Genomic DNA, 19,570 nt, shown 5'->3' with positions numbered 1-19,570 from the left:
GGCTCGCTCCTACAGGGGGGCAGCGTTGTGCTTCAGACCGCCATCGGCGCGGTCATCGGTGCGTGGTGTTCGTAGCCTTCCAACGAGAAATCCCCCGGCTCCACCAGCTCCAGCCATTCCGGCTGATAAACACCCGTCTTGGCAAACTCCGGCACACGGTCGGAAATCACCAGTTTCGGCATCGGAAACGGCTCGCGCTTGAGCTGTTCGTTGAGCATGTCCAGGTGGTTTTCGTAGACGTGGGCATCACCGATGAAATAGGTGAACCAACGCGGTGTGTAGCCGGTCAGGCGACCGATAAGGCTCAGCAGCGCAGCACCTTCGGTGAGGTTGAACGGCGTGCCAAGACCCAGGTCGTTGGAACGGATGTAGAGGGTCAAGGAAATCTCCCTGGTCTCGACATTCGGGTGGAACTGGTACAGCAGGTGGCATGGCGGCAGGGCCATTTCATCGAGCTGGGCGCAGTTCCAGCCGTGGAACAGGATTCGGCGGCTGCCCGGGTCCTTGATGATGGTATCGATGCACTGGCGGACCTGGTCGATGGCCTTGTACAGCACCACGTAAGCCTGACCGTCCTCCTCGCCTTCGGCAATCTGGCGGTAGCCTTGTTTCAGGGTCTGCTCGATGGCAGCCGGGTTGCTCAGCGGGATCTGCTTGTACGCCGGCCATTTGCGCCATTGCACGCCGTAGATTTCGCCGAGGTCGTCTTCGCCCTGGCGGAACGGGTTGGCCAGCCACTGGGCGTTTTCGTTGGCGTTCTGGTCCCAGACCTTGCAGCCCAACGCCCGGAACTCGGCGGCGTTGTTCACGCCACGCAGGAATCCGCACATTTCGCCGATAGCCGATTTGAACGCCATCTTGCGCGTGGTGATCGCCGGGAAACCTTCCTGCAGGTCATAACGCAGCATCGCACCGGGAAAACTGATGGTGTTCACGCCGGTACGGTTGGCCTGTTTGGTGCCGTTCTTGATGACGTGGGCGACCAGTTCGAGATATTGCTTCATGAATTACCTGTGTCCTTGAACCCGGGACCGAAGCTCCGGGGTTCGAATTTTATACGGCTGCCGCTGGAGCCGCCGGGGCGCGGTGATACGCCAGCCAGATCAGGAACAGCCCGCCGACGATCATCGGCACGCACAGCACCTGGCCCATGGTCAGCCAGTTCCAGGCCAGATAGCCCAGTTGCGCGTCCGGTACACGGACGAACTCGACGATGAAACGGAAGATGCCATAGAACAGCGCGAACATCCCCGATACCGCCATGGTCGGCCGCGGCTTGCGCGAGAACAGCCACAGGATCAGGAACAACGCCACGCCTTCGAGGGCGAACTGGTACAGCTGCGACGGATGACGCGCCAGTTGCGCCGGATCGGTCGGAAAGACCATCGCCCACGGCACATCGGTTGCCTTGCCCCACAACTCGGCGTTGATGAAGTTGCCGATACGCCCGGCGCCCAGACCGATCGGCACCATCGGCGCAACGAAATCCATCAGCTGGAAGAACGACTTGTTGTTCTTCTTGCCGAACCACAACGCCGCCAGCATCACGCCGATGAAACCGCCGTGGAATGACATGCCGCCCTTCCACACTTCGAAAATCAGCGTCGGGTTGGCCAGGTAAGCACCCAGGTCGTAAAACAGCACATATCCCAGACGTCCGCCGACGATCACTCCCATCGACATCCAGAACACCATGTCGGAGAGTTTCTCCTTGGTCCAGGTCGGGTCGAAGCGGTTCAAGCGGCGGGACGCCAGCAGCCAGGCGCCGCCGATGCCGATCAGGTACATCAGACCGTACCAGTGGATTTTCAGCGGACCGATGGCCAGGGCCACCGGGTCGATCTGCGGGTAAGGCAGCATTGCGACTCCTCGTTAGAGTTCAAATCTTAAAAATTCCCGGGCGACGCTGCCACCTCAGGATTAAGCCAGGATTGCGCTGCCCGTCAGAGCAGATGCTTCAGACTAGAAAGTTCAGACCGACGCAGAACAGCAAAGCGGCAAACAGCCTTTTCAGCAACTTTGGCGACAACCTGTGGGCCAATCGCGCGCCCAAGCGGGCGAACACCATGCTGGTCAGGGCAATGCCCAGCAACGCCGGCAAATAAATGAAACCGAGACTATGGGCCGGGAGCAACGGATCGTGCCAGCCCAGAATCATGAAACTTAGTGCACTGGCCAAAGCAATCGGCAGACCGCAGGCCGATGAAGTGGCCACCGCTTGCTGCATCGGCACACTGCGCCAGGTCAGGAATGGCACGGTCAATGAACCACCGCCAATGCCGAAAATCGCCGAAGCCCAGCCAATCACGCTGCCGGCCACGGTCAGACCGAGTTTGCCCGGCACGGTTCGGCTGGCCTTGGGTTTGACCTCCAGCGCCAGCTGAGCGGCAATCACCAGGGCGAATACACCAATGAGCTTCTGCAGGTTGGGGCCGGAAATCGCTTCGGCCGTCAGCGCGCCAAACCCGGCACCGACCAGAATGCCGACGGTCATCCACATGAAGATCGGCCAACGCACGGCGCCACGGCGGTGATGCTCGCGTACCGCGTTGACCGAGGTAAAGATGATCGTCGCCAGGGAGGTGCCTACTGCCAGGTGCGTGAGGATCGACGGATCGAACCCCTGGGCCTTGAAGCTGAACACCAGCACCGGGACGATGATGATCCCGCCGCCCACGCCAAACAGCCCGGCGAGTACACCTGCACAGGCGCCGAGCGCCAGATAGAGCAGAAATTCCATGGTTGTCCCGCCCGCATCCCAAAACCGGAGCGGCATGGTAACGGATGCACGGCCTCAAGCTCCACTGCGCAAGGCGATGGATCGATGAGCGATGTCTGCGTAGAGTGAGCAAAAAACACACAAGGACAGCCTGATGTGCCTGATTGTTTTTGCCTGGCGACCGGGTCATGCCCAACCGCTGGTCGTGGCGGCCAATCGCGATGAATTCTACGCCCGCCCCAGCCTGCCGCTGGCGCCATGGCCCGAAGCGCCGCATGTGCATGCGGGGCGCGACCTCGAGGCCGGTGGCACCTGGCTCGGTGTCGGCGCCAACGGACGTTTTGCGGCGCTGACCAACATCCGCGATCCCCATCGACCGCCGGGGCGCAAGTCTCGTGGGGAGCTGGTCGCGCGATTCCTTGAGGGGGATTGCTCGATTGATGACTATTTGGCCGACGTTGTCAGACGTTCGCCTGAATATGGCGGGTTCAATCTGTTGGTTGGCAATAGGAACGAGCTTTGGCACTTCAATGCCCGGGAGACGCAAGCAGTGATGCTGCAAGCGGGCATCTACGGCGTGTCGAACGCCGGGCTGGATACGCCGTGGCCGAAGCTGCTCAAGGCCAAGGCTGCATTGAGCGAGGTACTGGATGATCCGCAGCCTCAGGCACTGCTGGCGTTATTGAGCGATGCGCAGACCGCGCCGTTTGCCGAGTTGCCGGATACCGGTGTCGGGCTGGCTACCGAAACGTTGCTGTCGAGCGTGTTCATTGCCAGCCAAAGTTATGGAACCCGGGCGAGTACGGCGTTGATTGTGCAGGCGGATGGGGCGCTGCATATGGTCGAGCGCAGTTTCGGGCCGTATGGCGGGCATCTTGGGGAGGTGGAGATCAGGCTTTAGTCTTGTGTTGCCAGGTCCGGCCTCATCGCGAGCAGGCTCGCTCCCACAGGGGATTCGCGTCGTTCACAGATCCAATGTGGGAGCGAGCTTGCTCGCGATGGGGCCATCAGTATTTTAGAGGGGCTTGATTGCTGCCGGATTGATCATCCGCGCCAACCCGAGGTTCTTCAGCGCCAGTTGCAGCGAGCTGTGAATCACTTGCGGGTTGTCGATGGTCATCAGTTCCGCCAGCAATTCCCTGGCCTTGCTCAGGTTGATCTGGCGCAGCATCCACTTCACTTTCGGCAGGTTGGTGGCGTTCATCGACAGGCTGTCGAAACCCATCGCCATCAACAGCACCGCCGCCGCCGGATCACCGGCCATTTCACCGCAGATACTCACTGGCTTGCCTTCGGCATGGGCATCGCGCACAACAGTTTGCAACGCTTGCAGCACCGCCGGGTGCAGGTAGTCGTAGAGGTCGGCCACCCGCGGGTTGTTGCGGTCCACGGCCAACAGGTACTGGGTCAGGTCGTTGGAACCGACCGACAGGAAGTCCACTTGCCGCGCCAGTTCCTTGGTCTGGTACACCGCCGCCGGAATCTCGATCATCACGCCAATCGGCGGCATCGGTACGTCGCAGCCCTCGTCACGGACTTCACCCCAGGCGCGGTGAATCAGGTGCAAGGCTTCTTCCAGCTCGTGGGTGCCGGAGATCATCGGCAGCAGGATGCGCAGGTTGTTCAGGCCTTCACTGGCCTTGAGCATGGCGCGGGTCTGCACCAGGAAGATTTCCGGATGGTCGAGAGTGACGCGAATGCCGCGCCAGCCGAGGAACGGGTTGTCTTCCTTGATCGGGAAGTACGACAGCGATTTGTCGCCGCCGATGTCCAGGGTTCGCATGGTCACCGGTTGCGGATGGAACGCGGCCAGTTGTTCGCGGTAGATCGCCAGTTGTTCCTTTTCGCTCGGGAAGCGCTGGTTGATCATGAACGGCACTTCGGTGCGGTACAGGCCCACGCCTTCGGCACCGCGCTTCTGCGCGCGCGCCACATCCGCCAGCAGGCCGGTGTTGACCCACAGCGGCATGCGGTGGCCATCGACCGTTACGCACGGCAGATCGCGCAGCGCATCCAGCCCCAGGGCCAGTTGCTTCTCTTCCTCGACCACCTCGGCGAACTGCTTGCGCAGCACTTCACTCGGGTTGGTGTAGACCTCGCCGTGGTAACCGTCGACGATCATCTGGATGCCGTCGACCTTGGAGTACGGCAGGTCGACCAGGCCCATCACGGTCGGGATGCCCATGGCGCGGGCGAGGATGGCGACGTGGGAGTTACCGGAGCCAAGCACCGACACCAGGCCGGCCAGCTTGCCTTCCGGCACCTCGCCGAGCATCGCCGGCGTCAGTTCTTCGCTGACCAGAATAGTGTTGTCGGGGTAGACCAGGGTTTGCTGGCGCTCTTCCTGCAAGTAAGCCAGCAAGCGACGGCCGAGATCCTTCACGTCCGAGGCACGCTCGCGCAGGTAAGCGTCGTCCATCAATTCGAAACGGTTGACGTGATCGGTGACCACCTGGCGCAACGCGCCCTGGGCCCACTGGCCGGTCTTGATCACGGTGGTGACTTCGCTGCCCAGCGCTGCATCGTCGAGCATCATCAGGTAGACGTCGAACAAGGCCCGCTCTTCCGGGCGCAACTGCGTGGCTAGCTTGGCGGACAGCGCGCGCATGTCGGCGCGTACGCCTTCGATGGCGGTCTTGAACAGCTTGAGCTCGGCTTCGATGTCGCTGATGGCTTTGTCCGGCACCACGTCCAGATCGGCCGGTGGCAGCATGACCACCGCCGTACCGACCGCCGCACCTGGCGAACCCGGCACGCCAATGAACTTGGCTTCCTGAATGCCCTTGCCCTGACGACCGAGGCCACGGATCGAACCAGTGGCTTCGGCGTGGGCGATAACACCGGCGAGCTGCGCGCTCATGGTCACGAGGAAGGCTTCTTCCCCTTCATCGAACTGGCGACGTTCTTTTTGCTGGATGACCAACACGCCGACGACGCGGCGGTGGTGAATGATCGGCGCACCGAGGAACGAGGCGTAGCGCTCTTCACCGGTTTCGGCGAAGTAGCGGTAGCGCGGGTGGTCCGCGGCGTTTTCGAGGTTCAGGGGTTCTTCACGCGTGCCGACCAGACCCACCAGACCTTCGTTGGGGGCCATGCTGACCTTGCCGATCGAGCGCTTGTTCAAGCCCTCGGTGGCCATCAGCACGAACCGGTTGGTCTCCGGATCAAGCAGGTAGACCGAGCAGACCTGGCTGCCCATGGCCTCTTTGACGCGCAACACAATAATCCCCAACGCCGCCTTGAGATCCTTGGCGGAGTTAACTTCCTGGACGATCTTGCGCAGCGTATTGAGCATGGCTCGGGGTCGAACTCCGTCGTCAGTCGCGCGCTAAAAGGCGCGGGGCAAGCTCTTTGAGAGCGCGTCGATACACCTCGCGCTTGAATGTCACCACCTGGCCCAACGGATACCAATAGCTGACCCAGCGCCAGCCATCGAACTCCGGTTTACCGGTCAAATCCATCCGCACCCGCTGCTCGTTGGAGATCAGGCGCAGGAGAAACCATTTCTGTTTCTGGCCGATGCACAGCGGTTGGCTGTGGGTACGTACCAGACGTTGCGGCAAACGATAGCGCAACCAGCCCCGGGTGCAGGCGAGAATTTCAACATCTTCGCGCTCAAGGCCAACTTCTTCGTTCAGCTCGCGGTACAAGGCGTCTTCCGGCGTCTCCTCGGGGTTGATCCCCCCCTGCGGAAATTGCCAGGCATCTTGATTGATTCGGCGAGCCCATAGCACCTGGCCGGCGTCATTCGTCAGAATGATCCCGACATTGGGGCGAAAACCATCGGGGTCGATCACGGCAACAACCTCGCAAACGCATGTCGCCGCATTGTTCCACAAAGGTTGTGAAGGCGGCAACGAAGGTTCCTACCTTATGTGCACTCTTGTGAAAAGACCGTATTCTTGTCGCCTTTTTACTGACTTTTCAGCGGGTAACTGTAATGCGCCTGGCTTTATTCGATTTGGACAACACCCTTCTGGGCGGTGACAGCGATCACGCCTGGGGCGATTACCTGTGCGAGCGCGGCTTTCTCGACGCCGTCGCCTACAAGGCACGCAACGATGAGTTCTACCAGGATTACCTGGCCGGCAAACTGGATAACGCTGCTTACCTGAACTTCTGCCTGGAAGTCCTCGGCCGCACCGAAATGGCCACGCTGGATCAGTGGCACAGCGATTACATGCGCGACTGCATCGAACCGATCCTCCTGCCCAAGGCCATCGAGTTGCTGGCCAAGCACCGCGCGGCCGGGGACAAACTGGTCATCATCACCGCCACCAACCGCTTCGTCACCGGGCCGATTGCCGAGCGCCTGGGCGTCGAAACCCTGATCGCCACCGAATGCGAAATGCTCGACGGCCGCTACACCGGGCGCAGCACCGACGTGCCGTGCTTCCGCGAAGGCAAGGTGACGCGATTGAATCGCTGGCTGGAGGAGACCGGGTTTACGCTGGAAGACAGCTACTTCTATAGCGACTCGATGAATGATTTGCCATTGCTGGAACAGGTGACTCATGCGGTGGCGGTTGATCCGGACCCGAATCTGCGGGCCGAGGCCGAGAAGCGGGGTTGGCCGGTGATTTCGTTGCGCGACTAAAATTGCTATCGCGAGCAGGCTCACTCCTACATTGGAATGCGTTCCCCTGTAGGAGTGAGCCTGCTCGCGATTGGGTCGATACAGTCTTCAGCCTTAAACAGGCTTGGCCCCCATCAACCCGGCAATGGCGATAAAGCAGACAAAACTGAACAACGCCAAGGCAAAGGTGAATTTCCCCACGCCACCCGGCGTCTTGCGCAGTTTGTTCAGCCGCACCAGCAGCCAGAACCACGCCAGTGTCGCCACGGTGTACAGCACGCTCGACGCCAGCAGCCAGGTCTGCCCCAGTGGCCAACCCACCAGATGCACCATCCACCAGCCGGTAAACGGCATGCTCAGCAGCGCCAGGCCCATCAGCAGCCAGACAAACCCCCTTGGCCGCTGCAATGTACGACTACCCGCCGTCGCGTCACCCTTGCGCCGCGCAAGCAAAACCCAGATTCCCAGCCCCAGCGCACAAGCCAGCAGTACAACCGTTGCCACCATGTGCGCCGCTTTCAGGGCCGTTAACGTTTCCATTGTCAGATTTCCTTAATTGCCTTGCCCGTCAGCGTAGCCGTTCAGCCAAGAAACAGCTGATAGGCCGGGTTGTCGCTTTCATCCCAGTACGGGTAACCGATTTCTTCCAGCGCCGCCGGTACCAGGTGGCGCTCGTCGTGGGGCACTTGCAGGCCCGCGACGACACGGCCATCGGCCGCGCCATGGTTGCGGTAGTGGAACATCGAAATGTTCCAGCGCCCGCCCAGCTTGTTGAGGAAGTTGAACAGCGCGCCCGGACGCTCCGGGAATTCGAAACGCAGGATCACTTCATCGACCACGTGCGCCGCACGTCCGCCCACCATGTGGCGGATGTGCAGCTTGGCCAGTTCGTTGTCGGTCAGGTCCAGCACCGGGAAACCCTGTTCGCTCAGGCTGGCGATCAACGCGCTGCGCGGGTCGCTTTCCGGGTGGGTTTGCACGCCGACGAAGATGTGCGCTTCGCTGCCGGTGTTGTAGCGGTAGTTGAATTCGGTGATCTGGCGCTTGCCAATGGCCTCGCAGAACGCCTTGAAGCTGCCTGGCTTCTCGGGAATGGTCACGGCGATGATCGCTTCGCGGCCTTCACCCAGCTCCGCACGCTCGGCGACGTGGCGCAGGCGATCGAAGTTGACGTTGGCCCCGGAGTCGATGGCCACGAAGGTCTGGCCGCTGACGCCACGCTGCTCGACATATTTCTTGATCCCGGCCACGCCCAAGGCGCCGGCAGGTTCGGTGATCGAGCGGGTATCGTCGTAGATATCCTTGATGGCGGCGCAGATTTCGTCGGTGCTGACGGTGATCACTTCGTCGACATGGTCTTTGCAGATGTCGAAGGTGTGCTGACCGATCTGGGCCACCGCAACGCCGTCAGCGAAAAGGCCCACGGTCGGCAGCACCACGCGTTCGCCAGCCGCCATGGCGGCTTGCAGGCAATTGGAATCATCCGGCTCGACACCAATGACCTTGATGTCCGGGCGCAGGTACTTCACATAAGCAGCAATGCCGGCGATCAGGCCGCCGCCGCCCACCGGGACGAAAATCGCATCCAGTGGCTGCGGGTGCTGGCGCAGAATCTCCATCGCCACGGTGCCCTGCCCGGCAATGGTGTGGGGGTCGTCGTACGGGTGAATGTAGACGTAGCCTTTTTCGTCGACCAGTTTCAGCGAGTAGGCCAGGGCTTCCGGGAACGAATCGCCGTGCAGCACCACTTTGCCGCCACGGGAGCGCACGCCTTCGACCTTGATCTCCGGGGTGGTCTTGGGCATGACGATGGTCGCTTTCACGCCCAACACCTTCGCCGCCAGGGCCAGGCCCTGGGCATGGTTGCCCGCCGACGCGGTGACCACGCCGCGAGCGCGCTCTTCGTCGCTCAACTGGGTCAACTTGTTGTAGGCGCCGCGAATCTTGAAGGAGAACACCGGCTGCAAGTCTTCGCGCTTGAGCCAAATGCTGTTGCCCAGCCGCTCGGAGAGCTGACGGGCGGTCTGCAACGGAGTTTCTACGGCAACGTCATAAACGCGCGAGGTGAGGATCTTTTTGACGTACTGTTCAAGCATCGGAAAGCATCACTGAGCGGGTTGGGCGGGACCACGGAGTCTAACCCGCATTTTGGCCGCACGACCACCTGTTGTAGGAGCGAGCTTGCTCGCGAAAAACGCAATGGCACCGCTGCACATCTATTTTCACGCGTTATCGTTCACGACCATCGCGAGCACGCTCGCTCCTACAAGGAACGGTCGACCTGCCAATCGGACAATGACCTTCCCTGCCTCGAAGCCTATAATGCCGGCCTTTCGTCCCCTCCTCGGCACCCCGGAGCCCGCATGAACCAGGATCAACTCAAACAGGCAGTGGCTCAGGCCGCCGTCGACTTCATCCTTCCGAAACTCGACGACAAGAGCATCGTCGGGGTCGGCACCGGCTCCACCGCCAACTGTTTCATCGACGCGCTGGCCAGGCACAAGGGCGCATTCGACGGTGCCGTCGCCAGCTCCGAAGCCACCGCCGCGCGCCTCAAGGGCCACGGGATTCCGGTGTACGAACTGAACACCGTCAGCGACCTGGAGTTCTATGTCGACGGCGCCGATGAAAGCGACGAGCACCTGAACCTGATCAAGGGCGGCGGCGCTGCCCTGACCCGTGAGAAGATTGTCGCGGCCGTGGCCAAGACCTTCATCTGCATCGCCGATGCCAGCAAGCTGGTGCCGGTCCTCGGTGCTTTCCCGCTGCCGGTGGAAGTGATCCCGATGGCCCGCAGCCATGTGGCCCGCGAACTGGTGAAGCTCGGCGGCGACCCGGTTTACCGCGAAGGCGTGCTGACCGACAACGGCAACATCATCCTCGACGTGTTCAACATGCAGATCACCAATCCGGTGGAACTGGAGACGCAGATCAATGCGATCGTCGGCGTGGTCACCAATGGTCTGTTCGCGGCGCGTCCGGCGGATCTGTTGTTGCTGGGTACGAGCGAAGGCGTGAAGACACTGCGCGCCGAGTAAGCCAATCTGCCCACCTGATTTGAGGGCAGACGAAATACCTGTGGGAGCGAGCCAGCTCGCGATAACGGACTGTCAGTTGAAATCAATCTCGACTGATACACCGCTTTCGCGAGCAAGCTCGCTCCCACATTGGTATGGGGTGTTGGTTTAGAGTTGCGCGGGTTTCTTGAACACGTAGAACAGATTCGGCTCGCTGACGATATACAACGCACCGTCGTCGTCCACGGCGATCCCCTCCGCTTGCGGCACGGTTTTTTGCAGGCCATGGCGTCCCTTGCTCAATGACATTGTGCTCAATGGCCGCCCATCCACATCCAGTTCCAGAATCAATCGCGACTCATCCGACAGCGCCAGCAAATGCCCGCTGCGCTCGTCGTATTGCAGGCTCGACAGATCCCGCACGAACATCCCGGCATCACGCTTGGGGTCGTTGATCACATGCACCGAGTAGGATTCTTCAGGATTGAAGCGCGGAAAACCGTGCACCTCGTAGATCAGCATCGGGTTGCGCTCCTTGGCGACGAACAGGCGCTTGCCCACAGAATCGTAAGCCAGCCCCTCGAAGCCCTTGTTGCCGCCCATGTGTACGCCAATGGTCATCTGCTCGGCGTCTGCCGCATCGACGAAAGTGGTGTCCTGCTCCAGACGAATCTTGATCAGCCGCTGCTGGCTTTCGTCAGTGACCACGTAGATGTCCTCGCTGATGAACTCCACCGCCTCCGGATCGCCGAAACCGACCAGCGCCACACGACGCAAGATCCTGCCGTCGAGGGACAACTCGACCAGCTCGCTCCGTTTGTTGGTGACGGTGAACAGGCTTTTGCGCACCGGGTCGTAGGTCAGCGCTGAAACGTTGTCGGCCAGGCCATCGATCACCTGCGCCTCGGTCACGACCTGATATTGGTCCAGGCCCATGGACCGGGAACTCACCGGCTGCCACAGCGCATGCAGATTGAACCAGGTGCGCTCGAACAGGCGCATGTACTGGGCGATCGCTATCAACGCGATCAGCATGACCACCGACAGGATCAGAATCAGGGATTTGGGGCGGGCAAATCGACGCATTCGGGCGGGCTCGGGTCAAAACAGGCGGATGAAATATCACGCCCGTCTGAACTGAAGCTTAATGGCCGCTGGCCTTTTACGTACAGGCAATCAGCGCAGGCGTTGGTTACTTCTGTTTTTCGAAGCGATAAAACAGATTCGGTTCACTCACCATGTACAGCGTACCCGCTTCATCCATGGTTACGCCTTCGGCACGGGGAATGGTATTTTTCAGGCCGTTGAAGCCACGCAACAGGGTGATGAAACTGACCTGCTCACCCTTCTTGTCCAGCTCCAGCAACAGGTGCGAGTCGGCGGACAACACCAGCATGTGGCCGGTCCGTGGATCGACGGCCAGGGCAGACAGGTTGCGCATGTCCAGTGCATGGCTGGCCAGTTTCAGCTTGTCGCCGGTCAGGACCTTGCCATCGCCTTTCCAGGCAAACAATGCCGGCGGGCGCTCTTCGCCCAGCAACAGTTGCTGATTGCTCGGGTCCCAGGTGACAGCCTCAAAGGCCTTGTTCTGGTCCTTGGAAGGCCCGAGGTCGTACTTCGGGAAATCGGCGATGTTCAGTTCGCGGGTGTCAGCATCGACCTTGACGATAGAGATCAGATGCTCGCGCTCATCGACAATGGCCAGCCGACCGTCACCCAGCACCGTGACGCCCTCAGGGTTGCTCCAGCCGACCAACGGCATTTTGCGCAACACATCGCCCTGCAAGTTCAATTCGACCAGGAACGGGTTCTTGCCCATGACCGAAAACAGCGTCTTGGTCTGTGGGTCGTAGGCCACGTCCGATGCTTCATCCTTCTCCATGCCCGGCAACGGCTTGGCATCGATCACCGCCCGATAGTCGGGGAGCCAGATACTGGCCTGACGCTCGGCCGGGCTCTTGAATTGCTCTTTCACCCAGAGCACGCCCCGGGAATCCCAGTGCATGGCGAATGCAACACCGTAGGCGACAACAGCCACCAACAGCAGCCAGGTGTGCCAACGCAGGGCGAAGCGCGAGCGGCGGGCAGGTTCAAGCATGGAAAGCGGAGGAGTGGCCATCGGGGAATGCGTTCCAGAAATTCAGGCTAGGGGTAATAGCACAGTTTGGGGCCGGCTCAGAGGCCAATAGCCCTGAAATTATCCAGACCGGATGTGAAAAAAACGGGAAATGACAGGGCAGCCAATCTACATGCCACGGCAAAACCAATGTGGGAGCGAGCCTGCTCGCGATGGGGGCGTGTCAGCCAACAAAGATATTGGATGACACACCGCTATCGCGAGCAGGCTCGCTCCCACAGGGTACAGCGGTGTTACAACTAGCGAACGCTGCTGGTGAAACTGCTGGCGCCCGGCAATTCCAGAACGATCTCGTCACCGACATTCAGCGGACCAACGCCCACCGGCGTGCCGGTGAGGATCACGTCCCCGGCCTGTAACGAGAAGCAGCCGGCCATGTGCTGGATCATCGGCACGATCGGGTTGAGCATTGCGCTGCTGTTGCCGTCCTGGCGCACTTCACCGTTGATGGTCAGGCGGATGCCGATGTCGGTCAGGTCGGCAAAGGTGCTGCCGGACACGAACGGAGCCAGCACTGCCGCACCATCGAAGGACTTGGCGATTTCCCAGGGCAAGCCCTTGGATTTCAGTTCGGCCTGCTTGTCGCGCAGGGTCAGGTCCAGGGCAGGAGCGAAACCGGAGATGGCGTCGAGCACTTCTTCACGGCTCGGCTTGGTCGACAATGGCTTGCCGATCAATACCGCGATTTCCGCTTCGTAATGCACCGAACCGCGGTCGGTCGGAATGCTGAAACCGCCTTCCAGCGGCACCACGCAACTGCCCGGCTTGATGAACAGCAGTGGCTCGGTCGGCACCGGGTTATCCAGTTCCTTGGCGTGTTCGGCGTAGTTACGGCCGATGCACACCACTTTCCCCAGCGGGAAGTGAATGCGCGTACCGTCGACATACTGGTGCTGATAGCTCATTACCGACTCCTGCTTCTTTGGCTCTTAAAGTTCGAAAATCAAACAGCGAAAATCTTGCCCGGGTTCATGATGCCGTTCGGGTCGAACACCGCCTTGACCGCTTTCATGTACTCGATCTCGACCGGCGAGCGGCTGTAGGTCAGATAGTCACGCTTGGTCATGCCCACGCCGTGCTCGGCGGAGATCGAACCGTTGTACTTCTCGACGGTTTCGAACACCCACTTGTTGACGGTGGCGCACTTGGCGAAGAACTCATCCTTGCTCAGGTCATCCGGCTTGAGGATGTTCAAGTGCAGGTTGCCGTCGCCGATGTGGCCGAACCAGACGATTTCGAAGTCCGGGTAGTGTTCGCCGACGATCGCGTCGATTTCCTTCAGGAATGCCGGAACTTTCGATACGGTGACCGAGATGTCGTTCTTGTACGGCGTCCAGTGGGAAATGGTTTCGGAGATGTATTCGCGCAGCTTCCACAGGTTCTGCAGTTGGGTTTCGCTCTGGCTCATCACGCCGTCCAGCACCCAGCCTTGCTCGACGCAGTGCTCGAAGGTTTCCAGGGCGTGGTTGGCCACTTCTTCGGTGGTCGCTTCGAATTCCAGCAGCGCGTAGAACGGGCAATCGGTTTCGAATGGCGCCGGTACATCGCCACGGGCCATGACTTTGGCCAGGGCTTTGTCGGAGAAGAATTCGAAGGCGGTCAGGTCAAGCTTGCTCTGGAAAGCGTGCAGCACCGGCATGATCGAGTCGAAATCGGTGGTGCCGAGAACCATCGCGGTGAGGTTTTTCGGCGCGCGGTCCAGGCGCATGGTCGCTTCGACCACAAACCCCAGGGTGCCTTCGGCGCCAATGAACAGCTGGCGCATGTCGTAGCCGGTAGCGTTCTTGATCAGGTCACGGTTCAGTTCCAGCACGTCACCCTTGCCGGTGACCACTTTCATGCCAGCGACCCAGTTACGGGTCATGCCATAGCGAATCACCTTGATCCCGCCGGCATTGGTGCCGATATTGCCACCAATCTGGCTCGAGCCGGACGATGCGAAGTCCACCGGGTAGTACAAGCCTTTTTCTTCAGCGACGTTCTGCAATTGCTTGGTGACCACGCCCGGCTGACAAACAGCGGTGCGGTCGGTGAGGTTCACGTCGAGGACCTGGTTCATATAGTCGAAGGACACGACCACTTCGCCACTGGCTGCCACCGCAGCGGCAGACAACCCGGTACGACCGCCGGACGGCACCAGCGCCACCTTGTGTTTATTGGCCCACAGGACAATGGCCTGGACCTGCTCGGTAGTCTTGGGGAACACGATGGCAGTCGGGGCCGGGGCGAAATGCTTGGTCCAATCCTTTCCGTAAGCATTCAGGGAGTCGGCATCGGTCAGCACCTTGCCAGGCTCAACCAGGGTCTTCAGCTCTTCAATCAGGGCAGGATTGGTCATCGACAGAACTCTCGAACAATTCATGGTCATCCTGAGAACGCTTCACGTCGCAGGAATGAGTGTTTAGCGGGGTGCATATGCTAGCATAACGACCCCGCAGGATAGTGCCCAAGGGCTGTTCTGCGGTGACGGCTTTCCTGCCGTGCGGGTCAGCTCCGGGCTGCTCCCTTTCCTGCCATTTTTCTCCGGGATACAGGTTTACGCAGATGAGCAAGACTTCTCTCGATAAGAGCAAGATCAAGTTCCTTCTTCTCGAAGGCGTCCACCAATCGGCTGTCGACGTCCTCAAGGCGGCGGGCTACACCAGCATCGAGTACCTCACTGGTTCTCTGCCGGAAGCCCAGCTCAAGGAAAAGATCGCCGATGCTCACTTCATCGGCATTCGCTCCCGCACTCAACTGACCGAAGAGATCTTCGATCACGCGAAGAAGCTCGTGGCTGTAGGGTGTTTCTGCATCGGTACCAACCAGGTCGACCTGGACGCTGCCCGCGAACGCGGCATCGCGGTGTTCAACGCACCGTACTCCAACACCCGTTCCGTAGCGGAGCTGGTGCTGGCCGAAGCGATCCTGCTGCTGCGCGGCATCCCTGAGAAGAATGCTTCCTGCCACCGTGGCGGCTGGATCAAGAGCGCGGCCAACTCCTTCGAGATCCGCGGCAAGAAGCTGGGCATCGTCGGTTACGGCTCGATCGGTACTCAACTGTCGGTCCTGGCGGAAGGCCTGGGGATGCAGGTGTACTTCTACGACACCATCACCAAGCTGCCACTGGGTAACGCCACTCAGGTAGGCAACCTGCACGAACTGCTGGCGATGTCCGACATCGTTTCGCTGCACGTACCGGAAACCGCCGCCACCCAGTGGATGATGGGCGAGAAGGAAATCCGCGCCATCAAGAAAGGCGGCATCCTGATCAACGCCGCCCGCGGCACCGTGGTCGAACTGGACCACCTGGCGGACGCGATCAAGGACAAACACCTGATCGGCGCGGCCATCGACGTATTCCCGGTGGAGCCACGCTCCAACGACGAAGAGTTCGAAAGCCCGCTGCGTGGCCTGGACAACGTGATCCTGACCCCGCACATCGGTGGCTCCACCGCTGAAGCCCAGGCCAACATCGGTCTGGAAGTGGCGGAAAAACTGGTCAAGTACAGCGACAACGGTACTTCGGTATCGTCCGTGAACTTCCCGGAAGTGGCCCTGCCGGCTCACCCTGGCAAGCACCGCCTGCTGCACATCCACGAAAACATTCCGGGCGTGCTCAGCGAGATCAACAAGGTCTTTGCCGAAAACGGCATCAACATCTCCGGTCAGTTCCTGCAGACCAACGAGAAAGTCGGCTACGTGGTAATCGACGTCGACGCCGAGTACTCGGACCTGGCGCAAGAGAAGCTGCAACACGTCAACGGCACCATCCGTAGCCGTGTGTTGTTCTGATCACGACCTGAGCGACAAAAAAGGGAGCCTTCGGGCTCCCTTTTTCATTCACGCAACAACGTTACTTGACGTTGACGGTGATCTTCTCGGAAACGATCGGTGGATCGAACGGCATGTGGTTGCTATCGCCCAGTTCAAGCTGCAAGGTGTGTTTGCCCGGGGTGAGCGTTATTTCAGCCTGGGTCTGCGCACCGCCGAAATGCAGGTGGTTGGCATCCTTGGGGATCGGCGCACCGGCGGCCGGCAGCTCATCGACGTCGATCAGCACGTGGTGATGACCGGTGTTCTTGGTGGTATCGCCCGCCGGTGCCAGGGCAATGTTCTCGACCGCGAACTTGACGACGACTGTCTGCGGAATCGTCGCACCGTCCTCGGGAGACACGATGGACACTTCGGCGCCTTTCGGGGCCGGGGTTGCAGCACTGGCCAGCACCGAAACACCCATCAACACGCCAGCCAAAGCAGCACGTGACATAAAGGTTTTCATTCTCTTCTCCAGTTTTTCCGTAAAATCCGCGTGACCATGACAACTTCATGGCCATTTGTTGTCGAAGGCACTCGACAACCATAGCAAAGCGAGCCTGAATCAGAGGGTCGCGATAATAAATTCAAAGGAGTGACCATGCGCTTTCTGCCTGGCCTGATCTGCCTGCTACCCCTTTTGAGCCCTTTGGCTCATGCCGAACTGATAGATGACGTCAACGACCGGGGCGAATTGCGCATTGCCGTTGAAGCCAACACTCCTCCATTCAATTTCAAGGATGACGACAGGCTCACCGGCTTCGAAGTCGAACTGGGCCAACTGCTGGCAAGTGAACTCGATGTCCGGGCCGACTTTGTCGTCACCGACGGCAGCGATCTGTTGACCGGCGTCGAAAGCGGCAAATACGACATCGCTATCAACCACATAGCAGTGACCCCGGATCTCAAGGATCGTTTCGACTTCAGCGAGCCTTACATTCAAACCCATGCGCAATTGATCGCGCAGAAAGAAGAGCCGCGCTCCATTTTGCTGGTGCAGTCGCTGACGCAAGAGAAGCCCAAATCCGACCCGGCCGTGAGCCTGGCGATTCCGTTTCAGAAGGGTAATCCGGCGTTCCATGCCAGCCTGGAAAACGCGCTGCAGCGGATCAAGGATGACGGGCGACTGCAAGCGTTGGAGCAGAAGTGGTTGGGGGCGGAAGCGGGTGTGGTACCCAAACCTTGAAGTTGTTGCAGGTCTGGACTGAAAGCTGATCCTGTAGGAGCGAGCCTGCTCGCGATGGCGGCCTGACATTCAAACATCCATGTTTGCTGGACTACTGGCCTCATCGCGAGCAGGCTCGCTCCTACAGTGTCTTGTGTCGCTCGTTAATCGAGTGTTGCCAATGCCCGCGCCGCTTGCGGCAACTCCAGCTCACTGAACACCTGCACCCCGTGGCGCTTGAGTAGCGCCGCCGTCACGCCCTCGCCACTGACCTTCACGCCGCTGAACGTCCCGTCATAGGTCAGCAGATTGCCGCAGGACGGGCTGTTGGCCTTGAGGACGGCGATGTGGATGCCATACTTCTGCACCAACTCCAGTGCCTGATACGCCCCCAACAGAAACTGCGCACTGACGTCCTCGCCCTCGGTGGTGATCACCAACGCCTGGCCATCGAGGACTTGCGTGCCCTGCCCGCCTGGAATTTCCGCCGCCGCCCGAGGCGTTGGCAAACCGCCGGCCACTTCCGGGCACAACGGCACGACCCTGCCCTCGTCAAGCCACTGCTGAAGTTGATCGAACGGCCCGCTGGCCCCGCCGTCGTAACGAACCCGGTGGCCCAACAGGCAACGGCTGACGAGAATTTTCCGCATGATCAGAACGGCTCGTTGCCGCGCCGGCGGAACCAGCCGGTCAGCGACAGGCGATCCCGGGTCGCGGGCAGGACTTCGTGGGGAACCTCGCCGGAGAGAAACACCACCAGGCAGCCACCGATAGGTTGCACGTCCTGGACGCGATCATTGTCGAGGTACATGCGCAACTGGCCACCGTGTTCAGGAAGCCAGCCGTCATTGAGGTAAACCACTGCCGAAATCATGCGCCGGTCGTCATCGCGAAAGCGGTCGACGTGCTTCAGATAGAAGGCTCCGGGCGGGTACATCGCAAAATGGCTTTCGAAATCCTCCAGGCCGAGAAACAGACCACGATTGATCGCCTCGCGAAGGCTGTTCATCAAACCCAGGTAGCTGTCGCACGCCTCGGCCTGGCCGGGGTCGATCCACTGGATATGGTCGCCACGAATCCCCTCGCGGATTTCCGAAAACGGTCCACGGCCCACGGCGGCCGGAGCCAGCTCACCCTCAGCGGCACGCTTGCGACACTCGGCCGCCAGCGCCCGGGTCAGATCCAGAGGCAGGAAAATATTCTGTTGCGACCAGCCGTGCTCGGCCAGGTCGTCGACAATTCGTAGCAGCAGCGGGTGATCAGAGGATATTTGCATGGCGCGCATAGTATTCCTGTGCCCGGAAATCCGACAGAGCCGCGCAGCGGGTTGATACGAATTCTCGACAAGCAGGGATGCCGCACGGAGAATAGTCGCCTGCTGACAGGAGTCCCTATGCGCCGTTTGCTTTTATCACTGTTGATGTTCTGCGTTTTGCCCGCCTGGGCAGACGGCCACGACCAGTTGTACAAGGTCGCCGGCTGGCCGGAACAACGCGCGCATTTCAGCGACGCCCTCTCGGCCGCTCAGCAACGCTACCAGGGCAGCCTGCCACCGGCGGTGTTTCAGGCACTGGTCAATAACAGCAATCAGCGATTTTCCGCCCAGGCCGTGGACCAGCGCGCCGAAGCGCAATTGCGCAAGAACCTCGCCAACCCCAAACCCGCGCTGACGTTTTTCCAGTCACCCCTGGGCAAGAAAGTCGTCGCCGCCGAACTGCTGGCAACCCGTCGCGACCAACTGGCGAAAAACGCCAAGGGTCTGCCGAAGATGCAGGCCAGCGACAGCCGCCTGCTGATCATCGGCCATTTGGCACAAGCCCTGCCCGCACGCGAGGCCGGCGCGGAAGTCAGCCTGGCGATTGCCGGCGTCGCCGCCGACAGCTTGAGTTCGATGATCCCGGGGTTGCTCGGTGCCGGTCAGGCCCAGGGCATGCTCAACGGCCAGCGCCAGCGCCTGATGGACCAGATCGGCGGCGACCTGAACAACACACTGTTGTATGTCTATCGCGATCTGTCGGACGACGAACTGGAAGAATTCGCGACCTTTGCCGAATCGGCGGAAGGGCAGGCTTATTATCAGGCCGCATTGGCTGCGATTCGGGCGGGGTTGGCAGTGGGGCAGAGCAATTCGAATCTGACCCAGTGATCTTCGGCAGCCTCT

At 60.4% G+C, this 19,570-nt stretch carries 20 protein-coding genes; 6 read left to right on the top strand and 14 right to left on the bottom strand.

What is annotated here, in order from left to right:
* Positions 1–32: 32 nt before the first annotated feature.
* The 3 genes from ACM6J5_RS24525 to ACM6J5_RS24515 form a co-directional block, all read right to left on the bottom strand.
* Positions 33–1,004: a thymidylate synthase gene (locus ACM6J5_RS24525; RefSeq protein WP_414929500.1), complete on the bottom strand. Its 972-nt coding sequence runs from the start codon at positions 1,002–1,004 to the stop codon at positions 33–35.
* 49 nt (positions 1,005–1,053) lie between these two features.
* Complete coding sequence (gene lgt, locus ACM6J5_RS24520; RefSeq protein ID WP_095945328.1) at positions 1,054–1,860, bottom strand: prolipoprotein diacylglyceryl transferase; 807 nt, start codon at positions 1,858–1,860, stop codon at positions 1,054–1,056.
* 97 nt (positions 1,861–1,957) lie between these two features.
* Entirely contained in the window at positions 1,958–2,740 is a 783-nt protein-coding gene (locus tag ACM6J5_RS24515) for a sulfite exporter TauE/SafE family protein (protein WP_095945329.1), read from the bottom strand.
* Between the two features lie 133 nt (positions 2,741–2,873).
* Here ACM6J5_RS24515 and ACM6J5_RS24510 point away from each other — a divergent pair, with 133 nt between their 5' ends.
* Positions 2,874–3,620, top strand: a complete 747-nt coding sequence (locus ACM6J5_RS24510) for an NRDE family protein (protein WP_414929499.1) — start codon at positions 2,874–2,876, stop codon at positions 3,618–3,620.
* 114 nt (positions 3,621–3,734) lie between these two features.
* Here the strand turns inward: ACM6J5_RS24510 and ptsP are convergent, their stop codons facing one another.
* Together ptsP and ACM6J5_RS24500 are read right to left on the bottom strand one after the other, a co-directional pair.
* Complete coding sequence (ptsP, locus tag ACM6J5_RS24505) at positions 3,735–6,014, bottom strand: phosphoenolpyruvate--protein phosphotransferase (protein ID WP_095945331.1); 2,280 nt, start codon at positions 6,012–6,014, stop codon at positions 3,735–3,737.
* A 22-nt stretch (positions 6,015–6,036) separates the two neighbouring features.
* Positions 6,037–6,516, bottom strand: a complete 480-nt coding sequence (locus ACM6J5_RS24500) for an RNA pyrophosphohydrolase (RefSeq protein WP_003229203.1) — start codon at positions 6,514–6,516, stop codon at positions 6,037–6,039.
* Between the two features lie 143 nt (positions 6,517–6,659).
* On the opposite strand from ACM6J5_RS24500, the gene ACM6J5_RS24495 reads away from it, so the two are divergent.
* Complete coding sequence (locus ACM6J5_RS24495; protein WP_095945332.1) at positions 6,660–7,316, top strand: HAD family hydrolase; 657 nt, start codon at positions 6,660–6,662, stop codon at positions 7,314–7,316.
* 93 nt (positions 7,317–7,409) lie between these two features.
* Here ACM6J5_RS24495 and ACM6J5_RS24490 read toward each other — a convergent pair whose 3' ends face one another.
* Together ACM6J5_RS24490 and ilvA are read right to left on the bottom strand one after the other, a co-directional pair.
* Positions 7,410–7,835 carry a DUF2269 domain-containing protein gene (locus tag ACM6J5_RS24490; protein ID WP_095945333.1) on the bottom strand — a complete coding sequence of 142 codons (426 nt, stop codon included), beginning with the start codon at positions 7,833–7,835 and terminating at the stop codon, positions 7,410–7,412.
* 41 nt (positions 7,836–7,876) lie between these two features.
* Positions 7,877–9,391, bottom strand: a complete 1,515-nt coding sequence (ilvA, locus tag ACM6J5_RS24485; protein WP_414929498.1) for a threonine ammonia-lyase, biosynthetic — start codon at positions 9,389–9,391, stop codon at positions 7,877–7,879.
* A gap of 267 nt (positions 9,392–9,658) precedes the next feature.
* Here ilvA and rpiA point away from each other — a divergent pair, with 267 nt between their 5' ends.
* The gene (gene rpiA / locus ACM6J5_RS24480) at positions 9,659–10,333 is read left to right on the top strand and encodes a ribose-5-phosphate isomerase RpiA (protein WP_095945335.1); all 675 of its coding nucleotides are present in this window, start codon (positions 9,659–9,661) and stop codon (positions 10,331–10,333) included.
* A 147-nt stretch (positions 10,334–10,480) separates the two neighbouring features.
* Here rpiA and ACM6J5_RS24475 read toward each other — a convergent pair whose 3' ends face one another.
* The 4 genes from ACM6J5_RS24475 to ACM6J5_RS24460 all read right to left on the bottom strand — a co-directional run bounded on the left by ACM6J5_RS24475 (position 10,481) and on the right by ACM6J5_RS24460 (position 14,787).
* On the bottom strand, positions 10,481–11,398 hold the full coding sequence (locus ACM6J5_RS24475) for an SdiA-regulated domain-containing protein (RefSeq protein ID WP_414929497.1): 918 nt from the start codon (positions 11,396–11,398) through the stop codon (positions 10,481–10,483).
* Positions 11,399–11,504: 106 nt separating this feature from the next.
* A complete protein-coding gene (locus ACM6J5_RS24470; RefSeq protein WP_150672113.1) occupies positions 11,505–12,431 on the bottom strand; it encodes an SdiA-regulated domain-containing protein in 927 nt (308 codons plus the stop codon).
* A 257-nt stretch (positions 12,432–12,688) separates the two neighbouring features.
* On the bottom strand, positions 12,689–13,354 hold the full coding sequence (locus ACM6J5_RS24465) for a fumarylacetoacetate hydrolase family protein (RefSeq protein WP_095945605.1): 666 nt from the start codon (positions 13,352–13,354) through the stop codon (positions 12,689–12,691).
* Between the two features lie 38 nt (positions 13,355–13,392).
* Complete coding sequence (locus ACM6J5_RS24460; RefSeq protein WP_095945604.1) at positions 13,393–14,787, bottom strand: FAD-binding oxidoreductase; 1,395 nt, start codon at positions 14,785–14,787, stop codon at positions 13,393–13,395.
* Positions 14,788–14,993: 206 nt separating this feature from the next.
* Here ACM6J5_RS24460 and serA point away from each other — a divergent pair, with 206 nt between their 5' ends.
* Entirely contained in the window at positions 14,994–16,223 is a 1,230-nt protein-coding gene (gene serA / locus ACM6J5_RS24455) for a phosphoglycerate dehydrogenase (RefSeq protein WP_095945603.1), read from the top strand.
* Positions 16,224–16,284: 61 nt separating this feature from the next.
* Here serA and ACM6J5_RS24450 read toward each other — a convergent pair whose 3' ends face one another.
* Positions 16,285–16,710, bottom strand: coding sequence for a DUF4399 domain-containing protein (locus ACM6J5_RS24450; RefSeq protein WP_095945602.1), 426 nt, complete (start codon positions 16,708–16,710; stop codon positions 16,285–16,287).
* A gap of 135 nt (positions 16,711–16,845) precedes the next feature.
* On the opposite strand from ACM6J5_RS24450, the gene ACM6J5_RS24445 reads away from it, so the two are divergent.
* Positions 16,846–17,430: a transporter substrate-binding domain-containing protein gene (locus ACM6J5_RS24445; RefSeq protein WP_095945601.1), complete on the top strand. Its 585-nt coding sequence runs from the start codon at positions 16,846–16,848 to the stop codon at positions 17,428–17,430.
* 143 nt (positions 17,431–17,573) lie between these two features.
* Here ACM6J5_RS24445 and ACM6J5_RS24440 read toward each other — a convergent pair whose 3' ends face one another.
* Together ACM6J5_RS24440 and ACM6J5_RS24435 are read right to left on the bottom strand one after the other, a co-directional pair.
* Positions 17,574–18,059: a DUF523 domain-containing protein gene (locus ACM6J5_RS24440; RefSeq protein ID WP_414929496.1), complete on the bottom strand. Its 486-nt coding sequence runs from the start codon at positions 18,057–18,059 to the stop codon at positions 17,574–17,576.
* A gap of 2 nt (positions 18,060–18,061) precedes the next feature.
* Positions 18,062–18,694, bottom strand: coding sequence for a 2OG-Fe(II) oxygenase (locus ACM6J5_RS24435; protein ID WP_150672114.1), 633 nt, complete (start codon positions 18,692–18,694; stop codon positions 18,062–18,064).
* Positions 18,695–18,802: 108 nt separating this feature from the next.
* Between ACM6J5_RS24435 and ACM6J5_RS24430 the strand changes: the two genes are divergently transcribed.
* Positions 18,803–19,555, top strand: coding sequence for a DUF2059 domain-containing protein (locus ACM6J5_RS24430; protein WP_414929495.1), 753 nt, complete (start codon positions 18,803–18,805; stop codon positions 19,553–19,555).
* The last annotated feature ends 15 nt before the right edge of the window (positions 19,556–19,570 follow it).

The sequence above is a fragment of the Pseudomonas sp. IT-P74 genome, from assembly GCF_949768175.1.
In the GTDB taxonomy this organism is placed as follows: Bacteria; Pseudomonadota; Gammaproteobacteria; order Pseudomonadales; family Pseudomonadaceae; genus Aquipseudomonas.
This window is presented reverse-complemented; position numbering and strand designations above follow the sequence as displayed.